13 protein-coding genes and 1 pseudogene are annotated in these 15,690 nt (G+C 47.2%); 10 read left to right on the top strand and 4 right to left on the bottom strand.

Annotated features, from left to right (window positions below; genetic code table 11):
- Positions 1-156: 156 nt before the first annotated feature.
- Positions 157-3,297, top strand: coding sequence for an ATP-dependent helicase (locus BLS44_RS17615; RefSeq protein WP_090391537.1), 3,141 nt, complete (start codon positions 157-159; stop codon positions 3,295-3,297).
- Positions 3,298-3,493: 196 nt separating this feature from the next.
- On the opposite strand, the gene BLS44_RS17620 is transcribed toward BLS44_RS17615, so the two are convergent.
- Positions 3,494-4,243, bottom strand: a complete 750-nt coding sequence (locus BLS44_RS17620; RefSeq protein ID WP_090391538.1) for a polysaccharide deacetylase family protein — start codon at positions 4,241-4,243, stop codon at positions 3,494-3,496.
- A 248-nt stretch (positions 4,244-4,491) separates the two neighbouring features.
- On the opposite strand from BLS44_RS17620, the gene BLS44_RS17625 reads away from it, so the two are divergent.
- The 9 genes from BLS44_RS17625 (at position 4,492) to BLS44_RS17665 (ending at position 12,829) form a co-directional block, all read left to right on the top strand.
- On the top strand, positions 4,492-4,944 hold the full coding sequence (locus BLS44_RS17625) for a DUF1569 domain-containing protein (protein ID WP_090391539.1): 453 nt from the start codon (positions 4,492-4,494) through the stop codon (positions 4,942-4,944).
- Between the two features lie 56 nt (positions 4,945-5,000).
- Positions 5,001-6,791, top strand: coding sequence for a S41 family peptidase (locus BLS44_RS17630; protein WP_090391540.1), 1,791 nt, complete (start codon positions 5,001-5,003; stop codon positions 6,789-6,791).
- Between the two features lie 45 nt (positions 6,792-6,836).
- The gene (locus BLS44_RS17635; protein WP_090391541.1) at positions 6,837-7,295 is read left to right on the top strand and encodes a YciI family protein; all 459 of its coding nucleotides are present in this window, start codon (positions 6,837-6,839) and stop codon (positions 7,293-7,295) included.
- A gap of 5 nt (positions 7,296-7,300) precedes the next feature.
- Positions 7,301-7,804 carry a class I SAM-dependent methyltransferase gene (locus BLS44_RS17640; RefSeq protein WP_090391542.1) on the top strand — a complete coding sequence of 168 codons (504 nt, stop codon included), beginning with the start codon at positions 7,301-7,303 and terminating at the stop codon, positions 7,802-7,804.
- A gap of 39 nt (positions 7,805-7,843) precedes the next feature.
- Positions 7,844-8,380, top strand: coding sequence for an SRPBCC family protein (locus BLS44_RS17645; protein ID WP_090391543.1), 537 nt, complete (start codon positions 7,844-7,846; stop codon positions 8,378-8,380).
- Positions 8,381-8,451: 71 nt separating this feature from the next.
- Entirely contained in the window at positions 8,452-8,883 is a 432-nt protein-coding gene (locus tag BLS44_RS17650; RefSeq protein WP_090391544.1) for a VOC family protein, read from the top strand.
- 534 nt (positions 8,884-9,417) lie between these two features.
- A complete protein-coding gene (locus BLS44_RS17655; protein ID WP_090391545.1) occupies positions 9,418-10,077 on the top strand; it encodes a hypothetical protein in 660 nt (219 codons plus the stop codon).
- A gap of 163 nt (positions 10,078-10,240) precedes the next feature.
- Positions 10,241-11,851, top strand: coding sequence for a Na+/H+ antiporter (locus tag BLS44_RS17660; RefSeq protein WP_090391546.1), 1,611 nt, complete (start codon positions 10,241-10,243; stop codon positions 11,849-11,851).
- Between the two features lie 246 nt (positions 11,852-12,097).
- Entirely contained in the window at positions 12,098-12,829 is a 732-nt protein-coding gene (locus BLS44_RS17665) for a KilA-N domain-containing protein (RefSeq protein WP_218127773.1), read from the top strand.
- Between the two features lie 369 nt (positions 12,830-13,198).
- Here BLS44_RS17665 and BLS44_RS17670 read toward each other — a convergent pair whose 3' ends face one another.
- From BLS44_RS17670 to BLS44_RS27200, 3 genes and pseudogenes are all read right to left on the bottom strand, one after another.
- Positions 13,199-14,266, bottom strand: coding sequence for a hypothetical protein (locus BLS44_RS17670; protein WP_090391548.1), 1,068 nt, complete (start codon positions 14,264-14,266; stop codon positions 13,199-13,201).
- Positions 14,267-14,326: 60 nt separating this feature from the next.
- Positions 14,327-14,860 (bottom strand): helix-turn-helix domain-containing protein, encoded by a 534-nt coding sequence (locus tag BLS44_RS17675; RefSeq protein ID WP_143019828.1) that lies wholly within the window; start codon positions 14,858-14,860, stop codon positions 14,327-14,329.
- 499 nt (positions 14,861-15,359) lie between these two features.
- A pseudogene (locus BLS44_RS27200) lies at positions 15,360-15,690 on the bottom strand (hypothetical protein); the annotation flags it as partial.

The raw sequence follows: 15,690 nt of genomic DNA on the forward strand, positions 1-15,690 counted from the left end.
GATCTGCTTTGAAGCGATAAAATTAGAAATTACAAACGAGAATCGGGGGAATCCATACTCCAAAGCGTTGATTTTTTCCTACCTTGTATTTTTAAATGTAGAATGAAGGTCCTGTAAGCGGAAAGCACCGGCTGCGGACGATAAATAAAAACACAGATGGCATTTCCCAAACAGAAACTGGAAGAAAAATTTAAGGATGTATATCAGCAGCTCAATGAACAGCAGCGCGTTGCCGTGGATACCCTGGAAGGACCCGTAATGGTAATTGCGGGCCCGGGCACCGGTAAAACCCAGATCCTGGCCGCGCGGATCGGGAAGATCCTGCTGGAACCGGATACGCTTCCCGAGAACATCCTTTGTCTGACCTATACCGATGCCGGTGTGGTAGCCATGCGCAAGCGCCTGCAACAGTTCATTGGTGCCGATGCATATAAAGTAAATATTTATACGTTCCATGCTTTTTGTAATGATGTGATCCAGGACAACCTTTCGCTCTTTGAAAAAAATTCACTGGATCCCATTTCCGAGCTGGAACGGATCGAATACTTCAAAAAGCTCATTGATGCGTTTCCAAAAAATCATCCGCTGAAACGCTACCGGGGCGATGTGTATTTTGATGCACCCCACTTGCAGCAGCTATTTTCGGCAATGAAGCGCGAGGGCTGGACCGCCGCCTTTATCAATGAAAAAATTGATGCCTATATCCGGGATCTTCCCAACCGGGAAGAATACATTACCAAGCGGGCCACCAAAGATTTTAAGAAAGGCGATCTGCGCACGGATAAAATTGCGGAAGCCACAGAAAAAATAGAAAAGGTACGTGCAGCCGTAAATGAGTTCGATGCCTTTCAGCAATTGCTGAATGAAAAGCGCCGTTATGATTTTGATGATATGATCAACTGGGTGATCCGCGCCTTTGAAGAAAATGAATCGCTGCTGCGCAACTACCAGGAGCGCTTTCAATATATATTAGTGGATGAGTTCCAGGATACCAGCGGTACCCAGAACCGGATCGTACAGTTGCTGATCAACTACTGGGAACAGCCCAATGTATTTGTAGTAGGCGATGATGACCAGAGTATTTACCGCTTCCAGGGCGCCAATGTGCAGAATATGCTGGACTTTGCCCAGCAATACCAGGAGGCCTTAAAGACGATCGTACTGACCAATAACTACCGGAGCATCCAGCCCATACTGGATGTTTCCAAATCCGTGATCACCAAAAATAATGAGCGACTGGTAACCCAGCTTCCGGGGCTGAGCAAAGAGCTTGCGGCCGCCAATGCAGCCATCAACCACCTCACCACTCCTCCGGAACTGGCCGAATACAATAGTGAAAAAGAAGAGATGGCCGGCATTTGTATGGAAGTAGCGCAACTGATCCGGAATGGAACGGCACCGGGTCGCATTGCCGTTATCTATAAGGAAAATAAATACGGCGAAGAACTTTCCAACTACTTCCGCCTGATGCAGGTGCCGGTGTTTAGCAAGCGTCCCATCAACCTGTTGCAGGACCCCTTCATCAAGAAAACGATCACCATCCTCCGGTACCTGAATGCCGAACATGATATCCCCTATGGAGGCGATGAGTTATTGTTTGAACTATTGCATTACGATTTTTATAAGATCCCGCCTATTGAAATTGCAAAGCTCAATGTAGAAGTGAATAACCGGCAGTTTAAAGGAGAAACCACTTCCCTTCGTCAGATGCTGGCCGAAAAAGCCAACCGGCCGCCAAAAGACCTTTTTGACACCGGTATTCATCCGCAACTGAAACAGTTCAGTATTACGTATGAACAACTGATCAGCGATGTATCTAACCTTACCCTGCAACAGCTGGTAGAAAGCGTGATCCGGAACGCCGGCGTACTGGCTTATGTCATGCAACATGTCGAAAAGATAGAACTGATGCAGTTCCTCTCCGCCTTTTTTGATTTTGTAAAAGAAGAGAACAGCCGCAACCCCGCCTTTAGTCTCGACGGACTGATCAGCATCATTGACCTGATGGAAAAAGAAGGCGTGCCGCTTTCGATGACGCGCACCATCGGGAACGATAGAGGCGTAAACCTGTTAACAGCACATGGAAGTAAAGGACTGGAATTTGAATATGTGTTCCTTGCAGGTACCAATGCCTCCTTCTGGGAAAAAAAGAAAAATTTTCCTACGATCTTTAAGCTCCCCGATACCATTTTCAGCTCACAACCGGAGGGCGATTCCACCGAAGAATTACGACGGGTTTTTTATGTGGCGCTTACGCGGGCCGAGCAGCATCTGCATATTTCCTGGTCAAAACGCAACAACGGCGGTAAGGAACTGGAACCTTCCATGTTTATCGCCGAAATACAGGAACAGCATGCGCTTCAAACACAATTCCGCTCTATACCCGAAGAAGAAATGACCCGTTTCCGCCTGCTGCAATTCACCGCACAGGCACCCACCATTGAGCAACGCGAAGACGATTTTATTACACCGCTGGTGGATAAATTTGTAATGAATGTAACCGCGCTGAACAACTATCTCAACTGTCCGCTGCGGTTCTACTACCAGAACCTGATCCGTATCCCCTCCGGGAAAAATGAGAATACGGAGTTTGGAAGTGCGATCCATTTTGCACTGGAACGTTTTTTCCGGAAGATGCGGGAAAACGCCGGCAATACTTTTCCGCCGGTACAATCGCTCTATGAAGATTTTAAATGGTATATGCAACGCCACCGGCAGAACTTTACCCGCGAATCTTTCAAACGCCGGATGGAACAGGGTGGCATTATCCTACCGGAATATTACAATAACTATATCAATGCCTGGAACAAAGTGGTGGTAGTGGAGTTAAACATCAAGAACGTAGTGGTGGATGGTGTTCCTCTAAAAGGAAAACTGGACAAACTGGAATTTAACGGCAAGGATGTGAACGTGGTGGACTATAAAACCGGTAATGTTAAATATGCCAAACCCAAATTACTGCCACCTTCCGACAAAGACCCCAATGGCGGCGATTACTGGCGCCAGGCGGTTTTTTATAAATTACTGGTCGATCACTACGAGGCCAAGAACTGGACGGTAGCCAGCACCGAGTTTGATTTTATTGAGCCGGATGAAAAGAAAAACTTCGTCAAACAAAAGGTGGTGATCCTGCCCGAGCACCTGGAGATCGTACGCCGGCAGGTGCGGGAAACCTGGCAGCATATTCAGAACCATGAGTTCTACAAAGGCTGCGGAAAAGGAGATTGCCACTGGTGCAATTTTGTAAAGGACAACCAGCTGTATTCGGAGCTGGAAGCAATTGAAGATGAAGAATAGCTGCATGCAACGTTTTTTGCCACAGAGGCGCTGAAACACAGAAGTCTTTTTTTATGGCCACAGAGCTAAAGAAACACTGAGTTTTCGTACCATAGATGTATTCAGTGATTCTGTGCCTCAGTGGCCTTTATTTCACGCAAAGGAGCAACGACACAATGGGTCGTTTTGTTTCTTTCTGCCTTAGCGTCTTTGTGGCCTATTGCGGATAAAACCGGATCTGCTCAAAGTCATACGCCCCGCTTACCTTCAGCCGGTCAACCAGTTGCTTCAGTGCACTTTCCTCCCATTTGGTCTGGAACATTTCATCATGGATCAGCAATACGATATTCCCCTTTGTAAAGGAGTTTCCCGTTTTACAGCGTTGTGCGATTTCATCAAACACCGCATCCACTGTTTGTACCGGCCGGCCATCGGGATGATGCTGCCATTCCAGGTCCCACCCAATCACCTTATAACCCTGGGCAGCCAGTCCATCTGCGGTTGAAGCACCGCTGATCCCATCATCGCGTTTCTTCCCGTTCAGCCGCCACATATTCCGGCCCGGCAGGCGCACAATTTTATAATGCAGTTTCAGCAGCTGCTGGTTTTTCAGCACATCCGCAATGGCGGTCTGCGGATCGTTGTAAAACTTTTCGTAGTGATTGTTGGCATGGGAATAACTGTGATTGTATTCGTCGATGTATGGATTTTCTTCATAGTATTTAAAATAGGTATCCATCCGGCGGTTGGCCTCCACATGCGCACCCACCAGGAAAACGCTGATCTTGATCTTTTCGGCAAGGATCACACTATCGATGTTTTCGCTGCCGTTCAGGGGCCCGTCGTCAAAAGTCAGATAGATCGTACACTTTTTTTCTCCCGCACGCTGTGGTTGTGAAGTGCCGGATAAACAGGCGCTCAGTCCCACCAGGGAACCAACAAGGATGAGTTTTGATAAAGCGTTCATAAGAAGGGGGTGTTTGTATCTTAAAACTACTAAATAAAAAGAATACGCATTGTTTAAGAAAAAAATCCTTGTCACAGAAGCGCTGAAACACGGAGGACCTGGGGCTTTTCTAAATTAAAAGCAAGGCTATCGCTGCAGCATTAAAAGAGTCTGTGTTTCTGCGTTTCAGTGGCCATATCAGGATCACTCAAATAACAATCCAACCTATTCAAAGAACACCTATTTTTACATCCTAAATCCATTCGCTTATGACCGATATTTTTTCTGCCGAAGGTGCACAGTCCATCATCAGCCGCATTGAACAATTAACCCCCGAAAGCCAACCGCTATGGGGTAAAATGAGCGTAGATCAGATGCTGGCGCATCTTTCCGTGATGTATGAACTGGTCTATACCGATAAACACCCCAAACCTAAAGGCTTTGTAAAATGGGTAATGAAAACCTTTATTAAAAAGACCGTTGTAGGCGATGCTCCGTATAAACAAAACATAAAAACAGCCCCCTTCTTCAAAATCACCAATCACCGCGACTTTGAAAAAGAAAAAGAACGGCTCATCGGTTATATCCGCCAGACCCAGGAACTGGGCGGTGCCCATTTTGATGGTAAGGAATCTCATTCTTTCGGTCCGCTCACGCAAGCAGAATGGAACAACATGTTCTCCAAGCACCTGGACCACCATTTAAGGCAGTTTGGGGCTTGATCGCGACAGGATTTATGGAATAATGACCGTTTATTGTCCTAACATAAACTGCCATTATGAAAAGAATAGCCGGAGCCTGGCTGCCCCTGGTCTTCATCGTTGCCGTATCCTGTACCTCAAACAAAAAGCAGGCAAACACCCGCGCGGTTCTTACGCCTTATGATACCACCCGTGCATTCCTGGAAACCGAACAACTACTTTCCCGGCAAGGCGGGCCAACAACAACCCAGGTCAGCAACCTTGAGAAACTTGGGATCATTTGGGGGTTTTTAAAATACCATCACCCGGTATTACAGGAAGGGAAATACGATTGGGACAACCAGTTTTTCGGCATGTTACCCCAGATACTGCAAGCCGACCGGCCAACTGCGGCCGACCGAATACTGGAAGCCTGGGTTGATGGTCTGGGCCCTGCTGCACCTTGCAAAAACTGTACATCCACGATCTCCGATTCCCTTATAAAACTAAAACCGGACTATGGAAAACTGTTCAACCCCGGTTACCTCCCTGCGTCCCTGGCCGGCAAGCTAAAACAACTGTGCAAGGATGGGATCGCCACACCACACTATGTACGACGCGGTAACGCTGGCAGTCCGGAATTCGTTAACGAGCCGGATCATGGTGATGGATTTCCGGCTGTTTCGGTGCGGATACTGGCATTATTCCGATATTGGAACATCATCCGGTATTACTATCCCTACCGCTATAGGGCAAAGAACTGGGATGCCGTTCCGGCTCTATTCCTGCCCCGGTTTATCGCGGCTAAAAACCAGGCAGACTATACGCTTGCCGTCCTCCGGCTTGTCACAACCCTGGGCGATGCGCATGCCGGTATCTATGTTAACCAAACACTGGACAGCCTGGCAGGGAACTATTTGCTGCCCATAAAATGCGCATACATCGAAGGGAAAGTAGTCGTTTACGACTACATCACTGCTGGTAAGAAGATCCGGAACACCATTTTGAAAGGCGATATTATTACCCGGATCAACGACACACCGATCGACACTGCCATCAACCGTTTACTGGACCGAACGCCGGGCGCCAGCTATGCGATACAGATGTCGTATTTGCTGTACCCAAGGGGACTGAGTCCGTTGATAAGGACTCATCAGCCATTCAGCACGTTGACCTTGTTACGGAACGACCGGGTGATCCGGCAGACCGTCCAAACGATCCGGAATGATTCATCCCTGCAAAAAGCCTTAAGCAGGAAGATCATAAAACCAAAATACCGTGTCCTGTTTGACAGTATCGGCTATCTTGATGCACAACAGTTACAGGATAGTGATTTTGCTGCAATGCGGAGTAAATTGAATCCAACCAGGGGACTCATTATCGACCTGAGAGGATATCCGCCGCCTTATATGTATAGCCTGTATGGGGGATGGTTGAAATCAGCAAAAACCGCTTTTGCCAGACACAGTATTTGGGATTTGCAGGAACCGGGCAGATTCAATTTTGTATATAACTATACCGGAGGCCAACCCGGTGTAGCAAACGGACGGAACATACCAGACACATTAAAATACAATGGCAAAATAATCATACTTGTAAATAACTTCACCATTAGCCGGAGCGAATACACCGCAATGAGCTTCAGTTCCATACCAGGCGCCCGGGTTCTTGGTTCCCCAACAGCCGGGGCAGATGGTGATGTATCGCGCGTGCCGTTACCCGGGGCTATTGAAACGTATATCTCGGGGATTGGGATCTATTACCCGGACGGTTCCGAGACCCAGGGAACAGGCGTCAAAATTGATATCCCGGTATACCCCTCCATAGAAGGTATCATAAAGGGCAAAGACGAACAACTGGAAAAAGCCATTCAAGTCCTGCAGAAATAAACGTAAATTAGTAGCAGCGAACGATTCGTATTAAATCCTTTACAAATGCTGCGACTATTACTTCTCCTGGTGCTGGTCCCCTTTGCCGGCAATGCTCAAACAAAATTGCCCGGCGACAACTATAACCAATCCCTGGCAGACAGCCTGGGCGCCGACCAGTACGGCATGCGGCTGTACCAGTTTGTCATACTAAAAACAGGCGACAGCGCGATCACCGACAAGGATAAAGTGGCCGCCATTTTTAAGGGTCATATGGAAAACATCAGCAAACTCGTAGCTGCAAATAAACTGATCGTAGCCGGTCCGTTCGCAAAGAATCCACAGCAATACCGTGGATTGTTCATTTTTACTACGAAAACAAAAGAAGCAACTGAAGCCCTGCTGGCATCCGATCCGGCTGTAAAATCGGGTCTTTTAAAAGCGGAGATCTACGGTTGGTATGGATCAGCAGCGTTGCCGATGTACCTGCCCGTTCACAAACAGATCGAAAAAACCAACCATTAAATAGCATGAATATCGGAGAAGCAAAGGAACTGATCGCGGGCCTGCCGCTGTCTCCGGAGGCCCCGCTCCGATGGGCAGATCTTGGCTGTGGTTCCGGTACGTTTACCCATGCCTTGTATCGCCTGCTTCCCCCGGCAAGTACCGTATACGCATTCGATACAAACAGGCAAACATTCCATGAGCCGGGCATCCGTTTTGTGCAACTCGATTTTGAAACACAGGAGCTACCGGTGCCGCCGCTTTCCGGCATCCTTATGGCCAACTCATTACACTATATATCAGATCCGCAGGCATTGATCACAAGGCTCCGGCAACACCTGGAGCCAGGGGGCGCCCTGGTATTGGTGGAGTACGATACCAATGCACCAAACAGATGGGTGCCTTTTCCTGTACCTTTGAAGAAAGCAAAAGAGCTGGCGGCCTTGTGCGGCTTTAAGAACTTTCATCAGATCGGAAACCGGCCTTCCATATATCACGGAGGCGGTATGTACGCGGCAGTTTTCATATAGTAAGAACCATCTTATTTTCTAACGATAAAAAATCAAAACATGCGTATTCTTAAAAAGATCCTGCTGGCAATCGTGGCCCTCGTTTTGCTGGTGCTGCTGGTGGCCGCCTTTGTAGACGGCAAAATCAAATTTGAAAAATCAGTAGCCATCAATGCCCCCATTGATAAGGTATGGACCCATGTCAACAGCCTGGCCGCGATGAACACCTGGAGCCCCTGGGTAGACAAAGACCCCGACATGAAAAAAACAAGTGAAGGCACGGATGGCACACCCGGCGCCCGGTTCTGCTGGGAAAGCCAGAAAAAGGATGTAGGCAAAGGTTGTCAAACCATCCGCTCCCTGAGCGCGCCATCCCTGATTGAAACCGATCTTAAATTTTATACCCCTTATGAAAGCGAGGCGCAGGCCTTTGTAAAGCTGGAAGCAGCCGGCAGCGGCACCAGGGCCACCTGGGGGTTTAACAGCGAAATGCCTTACCCGTTCCGGATCATGAAGCTGTTTATGAATATGGAAAAAATGATGGACCCGGATTTTACACTGGGGCTGCAGCGATTGAAAAAAGCGGCGGAGCAATAATACAGCTACCGTATATTATAAAAAAGCCCTCAGCCGGAACAATTTAATTTCACATCATTAAAAAAAAATTTATGGCACATATCAACCCTTACATCACGTTCAACGGGAACTGTGAAGAAGCATTTAACTTCTATAAATCCATTTTTGGCGGTGAGTTCGGTTTCGTGGGCCGTTTTAAAGACATGCCGCCACAGGAGGGATACACCATGCCTGAGGCAGATGCCAATAAGATCATGCACATCTCTCTTCCCATTGGCTATACCGCCTTAATGGGCAGCGATACCGGTGGTGAATGGGCTTCGGGACATACAGTGGGTAACAATATCACCATTTCTTTGAACCCGGATTCCAAAGAAGAAGCAGACCGGGTATTTGGAGCACTTTCAGAAGGTGGTAATGCCACCATGCCCATGGCCGACACTTTCTGGGGCGATTATTTTGGCATGTGTACCGACCGGTTTGCCATCAACTGGATGATCAGCTTTCATACAAATCCTCAGTAGTTTTTGGTGATCTGACATAAACAATAATGGCAAGAGACTGTATCAGAAGCATGGTTTTTTATGCTGACGTTTTCATAAAAGCCTGCTCAAAGATGTAACGAACAATCGTCCTTCCATCATCCTGACCGCAGCGGAGCGGAAGGGTCTCTTAATGCCCGGGTAGTCTGACATCACAGAGAAGCCTCGGCTCCACTTTGTTGCGCCCGGCATGACGTAAGTATAATTGGCTTTCAATGCATAATGTAATCTGTCATTGGCAGCGTAACGAAGTGCAGCAGAGGGATTTCTTAATTTGATGAGCAGTTTCGGCTACTCCCGCTATCTCGGGATCCGCTCAACATGGCGACATCAAATGTCTGCTTCATATACCTGCTATTTGTTTCAGCATGATAAGATTTTGATACAACCTCTTTTTGGGGTACCCTTTTCGATTGATGCCGTGCGCAGTACGCAGAAAACGACCAAGGCCATCACATGATCCTGTTTCCCGAGTAAAATATCCCTGTAATTTTGATAAATCACAAACAGCCATCTATGCGATTACCAATAGCAATCCGTTTTTTGATCCTGTTCTTTTTTGCAGCGGCATGCACCCACCAGCCAAAACAGCCACCCGCCGGGGGAGATGTTGCCGGCCGGCTAAAGGAACTGTGCCGGCTCATCACTAGTGAGCCCGCCGATAAAAACAGGGTCATCCTTGCATTTACCACCATCGATGCCGGTTTTTTATGGAAAGGTACCGCCATGCCGGATACCCGTTATAGTGGGTTTTACCCGGATAGTGTGTATACGGTACTTACCGCCATTTTTAACCCGGACGGCACACCCGTAATAAAAAGGACCATGAATACCTGGCGAAGGAACGGACATCTTTACTACGAGATCTCGTTCAATATGGAAAGCCGGTACCATACGGAGGCCGGCAAGCAGCCGGTATTTGAAGATCCCCGGGACAGTCTGCAGATTTCACATGCCCTGCTGGCCCAACAATTCGGAAAAGTCGCTTCCGTTTTCCCTGCGGGCATGCAACCCAAGGAATCTCATTACGATTACTATACATATATCAACCCAAAAACACAGGATACAGCCTTTATCAAAACCCGCTCCTTTATGAGTCCCGCTTCAGATTATAATATCCTTTACCATATCTCCATTATCAACAGCGCCCTGGACCCCGGGCGGGCAGACAGGTAGCAGCGTATTTTTACCTGGCATTTACAGACAGTTCAATGACAAAAACCCCGGGCTCTTTTTGATGCCTGGTGTTCCCTACATTTGTAGTGAACAAAAAGATACCGCCCGTGGTTATTAAAATCTCAGGTATTTAAAAACACGAACCGCCAATCAAACAGAATATATGATACATGACTACCTACTCATTTCGATCGGAGTTGTAATAGCCGTAATGCTGCTGGTCATCCTGGGCCAGCGGTTGAAAGTAGCCTATCCCATCTTCCTGGTCATTGCCGGGCTGCTCATCAGTCTGACCCCCGGTATGCCGGTGTTGCAGATCAACCCGGATATCGTATTCCTCATCTTCCTGCCGCCCATTCTTTTTGAAGCGGCCTGGTTCACATCCTGGAAGGATTTCTGGAAATGGCGCCGTCCCATTTTCCTGCTGGCCTTCGGATTGGTATTCCTTACCGCGTTGGTGGTAGCCCTGGCTTCATCTGCTCTCATCCCCGGGATCACCCTGGCGCTCGGATTCCTGCTGGGCGGCATCAACTCACCTCCCGATGCCGTTGCCGCTACATCGGTTTTAAAGCATATGAAGATCCCTAAACGCGATATCACTATTTTGGAAGGTGAAAGCCTGGTGAATGATGCTTCCAGTTTGATCGTTTTTAAATTTGCTTTAGCCGCCGTAATGACCGGCCAGTTTGTATGGTATCATGCGCTCAAGGACCTGCTGATTATGGCGTCCGGGGGCATCCTGGTAGGGCTGGCCGTTGGTTTTCTTTTTGCAGGACTCCTCAACCGGATCCGGTCCAACTCCAATATTGATACCGTGCTTACCCTTGTGGTTCCCTATGTTATGTACATTGTAGCGGAACGCCTTCATTTTTCGGGCGTACTGGCCGTGGTGGCCGGCGGACTGATGATGTCGTACCACTCCCATTGCTTCCTGAGTCATACCACGCGCATACAGGCGGTCAATGTCTGGAGTACCCTGATCTTCCTGATCAATGCGTTTATCTTTATCCTGATCGGTCTGGAAATGCCGGTTGTGGTGCAGGGCATGAAGAATTACTCTATTGCCGATGGCATTAAATACGCCGTAATCCTGGGCGGCATCATTGTAGCCACCCGCATTGCCTGGTGTTACCTCATCGCCTTCGCCCCCCGCTGGTTCTCAAAAAAGATCCGCAGAACGGAACCCAATCCGGGCTGGCGTGCCCCCCTGCTCATGAGCTTTGCGGCCATGCGGGGTGTGGTATCGCTGGCATCGGCACTGGCCATTCCCCTGCTGCTCCCTTCCGGCGAGGCCTTCCCGCACCGGGATATCCTGCTGTTTGTAACCTTCGTGATCATTGTACTCACGCTGGTTGGACAAGGCCTGCTCCTCCCCCTGTTTATCAAATGGCTGAATATTAAAGAAATTGATGAAGTGCTGCCGAGGGAAAAACAGGAAGTGCTGATACAGGCCAGCTTAAAACATGCTGCGCTCACGGCCATTAACAGTAATTACCAGCAGCAGGTAGCACAAAACTCCCTGGTGAACCATCAGAAAAGAAAACTGGAGACCGACCTGGAGTTGTTATCGAATAAACTGCAATGCATTGCTACCTCTGCACACCACGCGGAAGTGGCCACGGTCAATAAAGACATTGCGCGCGAGCTGATACAGGTACAACGGCACCAGCTGCTGCGCCTGCGGCATGAACAGCAGTTTGAGGACGCCGTGATCCGTAGCCAGGAGATGCAGCTGGACCTGGAGGAGGCCAAGATCACGGGGTTTGAGCATTAATGGGGTATTTCTCTAATTACTTCGCAACGGAATAGCAACTACAGCAATCGGGAAATTTCGCAGCGCCTCTTTTTTACGTGATGGATATGTTTTCAAAAGGCGATCATGGCCGTAAAAAAGCAGCGTAGTAATGGTTCTGCAACAAGCAGGCAGCTAGCGCTTCAACCTATTTTTTCGAGAAGGAGTTGAAGCTTCTTTTCGATTAGGGTCTATAGTGCGCGGGCGGTCAAACGGCGGAGCAATCGTTTGACCTTGGCTTTTGCTCCACTTTTTGCCAAGAAAAAGTGGAAAGGGAATGCATTGGAATATCTAGGCGTTTGGGAGAAAATCAAGAATCCCGATTTTAATTACCCTGAATTCGGGGTAATTGGACAAGAGGCTGGTACGAATAGGTTCATCATGTCTGCCGGACAATGGATTGATCGTACAAAGGCTATTGGGATGCTCGTAAAAGCAGGTCGCTACGGAGGCACTTTTGCACATAAAGATATTGCCTTCCATTTTGCAATGTGGTTAAGCCCCGAATTTCAGATTTATTTGATCAATGCATTCCAACGCCTGAAAGACGATGAAAACAATCGCTTAAATTTAGAATGGAGCGTACAGCGTACCATTTCCAAGATCAATTACCATATTCATACAGATGCGATAAAGGAAAATTTAATTCCAAAAGAAATTACCAGACAACAAGCAGGTTTTGTATATGCTAACGAAGCCGATTTACTGAACGTTGCTCTTTTTGGCACTACAGCCAAAGAACGGCGGGACAGAAATCCCGGCAAAACCGGGAACATCAGGGATCATGCGGCTTTAGAGCAGTTAGTTGTTTTAAGCAATATGGAAAGCATTAATGCTTTATTGATAAAGCCAGGATTGACACAAGGCCAAAGACTGCTTCAGCTGAACCAGGTGGCTATAACACAGATGAGATCGTTGATTGAAAATAAGACCATAAAAAGGCTGAATGACCAGAAATAATGGAGCGGTTCTTTCGCCCTGGTTCGTGTTTGCACTATAGCTTATGACCCGAGCCTCCGGCTCTCTATTCCGTGTTATCCGCCTGTAACGTGAGCTAAAGCCCGCAGTTGCTGGTTCGGTCGAGGCGATGCCTCTTGCCTTTCGAATATAATACAGAAGGCTATTGGCCTGATCCTGCTTTCAACCCCGGAATTTGTTCCGGAGATACAACCCACTAATAAGTGACGGAGTGCTGTAGGCACGGCACATTCAGGCAGGGGGTCCGCTGCCCTGGTTCGTGTTTGCACGAGTCACTCATCAAACATTGGCTTCTACTCCTCAGAAAAAAAATCATCAGTCCAGATATCCCTTTTATCAGAAAGCCTTAAATCAAAAATTCTCTAATAACTTCTTGGCAGTCTTTAAACTGTCCATATAATCATAAACCGATTTATAAAACAAAGAAGTATACTCTTTGTTGCTGAAGCAATAAAGCTCATTAACACCCGTGGCTGATTGAATACGCAATTGGCCATACTCTACAATTGGTATCTGATAGTTATTGGCAAATCGCCGGTCCGGTGAGCCATCCTTATTTACTTTAAACCAGGTACGACCCACAATTTCAGAATCATCCGGTACCTGCTCGTCTTCAATAAATCGGGTTACGGAAAATTCAATAGCGGCATCCGTATAATCGATCAATGCAAAATTTTCTTTGGATTCATAAACGATCATAAACGCAGGAAAAAAATAGATATCTCCACCATTTATATTGTGAATACAAAAAGCCGCTGCATCCGTATTCAATATGGGTAATTTCCGTTCCGTTAATTCTATTTCCGACCTTGTAATAGTATTGGCCGCAGAAGTCCGTTCCGCCACCCGGTTAGTGGCCCGTGAGCTTGTAAAATCCCATTTCTTTTTAGAACGTTTCAGAAGCTGAAAAGCATCCTTTATGTTATGGTACAATTCAAAATAAATATCTTCTGTGTCAATCTCCAGGTTAATAACGGATAAACGGAGCTGTTCCGTCAACTCCTCTTTTTGCTCATTTAGTGTGCCGGACTCCTCTTCAAAGCGGGCAATTTTCTTTTTATAAAACGATTTAAAAAGACTTTTTCTGAGCCTATTTAGTTTGCCGGTTACTGCACCGTACTGCTGTTCCTTTTCCTTCAACAGCGCAGCCGTTTCTTCGCGTACATCTGAAGCATTCAGCAGCAGGCTTTTAAACTCTTTCAGATGATCAGATGTGAGCGAATGGGTTGCGCCACTTTTTATTTCATGTTGCGGATCGTAGGGCTTATAAAGCCGGTTCATGAGTTTTTCCTTACTTACAGCGGCGTCTTCATTGTCAGTGTTGACAGTAGGAACGATGTCTGTTTTAATTCCTTGCCTTCCGTAGGAAAGTTTTACACCGGGGAAGGCCTGAAAGTCTGGTCGGTATTTCCAATTCATAACTAAAACGTTGGAGGTAGTTTATATGCTTTTATTCTTTCCTCCAAATGTATTACGTTGCTAAAGATCACTTTTACGGAAAACCGTATGCGCCTCCCTTGCCAGCTGCTGCCAGGCATTGGAAAGGGAGATCCGGTATTGGATCAGGGCCTGCTTTTCCGGGCAACAATGGGCCATTTCGTTGAGTGCTTCCATTTCCATATTTTCCAGCAGACCTTCCGGGTGGGTAGCCCGCTCCGTTTTTTGCATCAGGGTTTGGATCACCGTTAGCCGTTGCAACAGCTTGTTGTACCGATCCTGCAGCTGCTCCAGCTCCCGGCCCAGGCGCAGGGCTGTATGATTGGCCCGCCGCTGGTGCTTTTTTAGTAGTGTATCCACTTTGTCCCGGACGGCCTTTTGCGGTGGAATACGAAGCTCCTTTTTATGCAGGGATGCCTGCTGCAATAGTAATTGCAGTTCCGACAATTTATGGGAGGCTTCGGCGGGCAGCTGACGCAATTCTCTTTCATAAAGTGCCAACAGGGGTTGGGATACGCCGATGAGCATGGAGAGCTGGCGTTGGGTTAATTGCAGTTCTTTTCTAAGGGCGTTCATAAAACAGTTATTTAGCTGCTTCAAGTTAGCATTTTGTAATCAGGTTGAAAAATTTGGCTGAGTTGATTACAAATTTGTAATCAGGTTAGTTGTAATCAAACCATCCGATTACAAAATTTTTGATTACAACAAGGCGCTCCTGGTCTCAGCAATGTCATTGGCTTGCTTCCATAAATTTTGTTCATTCACTCCCTTTCCTCTGAATTGTAGCGGTACCCTTTCTTCAGCTTTTTAATACTGGTATATGCCTTTGGTATTTAACCCACCATATAGGCCCATATAGCCAGGGTTCTGGAAAATGGCGTAATCCACCGGCTCAATCACTCCCGCATTTTGGCCGCATCTTTGTGCTTAATCTGTTCGAAAAGCGTATTTTCTTTTGGTGTCATTTTCATTGTTTTTTGTTTTAGGTTGCTTAGCTCAATGCTAGTTATTGTTGTATCTAATTTACAAAAGAAGCGTTGAAATGATACAGGAAGGGGTGCATTTCAAATTTTCGCTATGCAGCATTCTTAACAAACTCCCTTTTGGTTAGTTCTACAATCTTTGACCATTGTTGATTCTTCTTCGTTACTCTGAGATACAACATATTTTGGGCGCCATTTCGGCTCCATCTTTGGCCGGATTGCTTCAGCCTCTTTTGGACAACCGTTCGGTGTGCCGATTCGATAGCGCCGGAACCAATAAGCCCTGCACCTATCGTTTTGTATAACGGATAATTCATTCTCGTTTTATTGGATTCATAATAATCGATCAGCTTCTGCGCCTCTTGTGTTTTTTTTGGCAATCTGGTTACCTCATCCAAAACCTGCTGAACCTTCCCTTCCAAC

Origin of the sequence: Niabella drilacis (genome assembly GCF_900101395.1) — a bacterium.
GTDB lineage: Bacteria > Bacteroidota > Bacteroidia > Chitinophagales > Chitinophagaceae > Niabella > Niabella drilacis.

Excerpts from the sequence above, each read along its gene's own strand:
- BLS44_RS17645 (WP_090391543.1), top strand. The coding sequence starts at position 7,844 with ATGCGTATTCTTAAAAAGATCCTGCTGGCAATCGTGGCCCTCGTTTTG.
- BLS44_RS17640 (WP_090391542.1), top strand. The coding sequence starts at position 7,301 with ATGAATATCGGAGAAGCAAAGGAACTGATCGCGGGCCTGCCGCTGTCT.
- BLS44_RS17650 (WP_090391544.1), top strand. The coding sequence starts at position 8,452 with ATGGCACATATCAACCCTTACATCACGTTCAACGGGAACTGTGAAGAA.
- BLS44_RS17660 (WP_090391546.1), top strand. The coding sequence starts at position 10,241 with ATGATACATGACTACCTACTCATTTCGATCGGAGTTGTAATAGCCGTA.
- BLS44_RS17675 (WP_143019828.1), bottom strand. The coding sequence starts at position 14,860 with ATGAACGCCCTTAGAAAAGAACTGCAATTAACCCAACGCCAGCTCTCC.
- BLS44_RS17655 (WP_090391545.1), top strand. The coding sequence starts at position 9,418 with ATGCGATTACCAATAGCAATCCGTTTTTTGATCCTGTTCTTTTTTGCA.
- BLS44_RS17620 (WP_090391538.1), bottom strand. The coding sequence starts at position 4,243 with ATGAACGCTTTATCAAAACTCATCCTTGTTGGTTCCCTGGTGGGACTG.
- BLS44_RS17615 (WP_090391537.1), top strand. The coding sequence starts at position 157 with ATGGCATTTCCCAAACAGAAACTGGAAGAAAAATTTAAGGATGTATAT.
- BLS44_RS17635 (WP_090391541.1), top strand. The coding sequence starts at position 6,837 with ATGCTGCGACTATTACTTCTCCTGGTGCTGGTCCCCTTTGCCGGCAAT.
- BLS44_RS17670 (WP_090391548.1), bottom strand. The coding sequence starts at position 14,266 with ATGAATTGGAAATACCGACCAGACTTTCAGGCCTTCCCCGGTGTAAAA.
- BLS44_RS17625 (WP_090391539.1), top strand. The coding sequence starts at position 4,492 with ATGACCGATATTTTTTCTGCCGAAGGTGCACAGTCCATCATCAGCCGC.
- BLS44_RS17630 (WP_090391540.1), top strand. The coding sequence starts at position 5,001 with ATGAAAAGAATAGCCGGAGCCTGGCTGCCCCTGGTCTTCATCGTTGCC.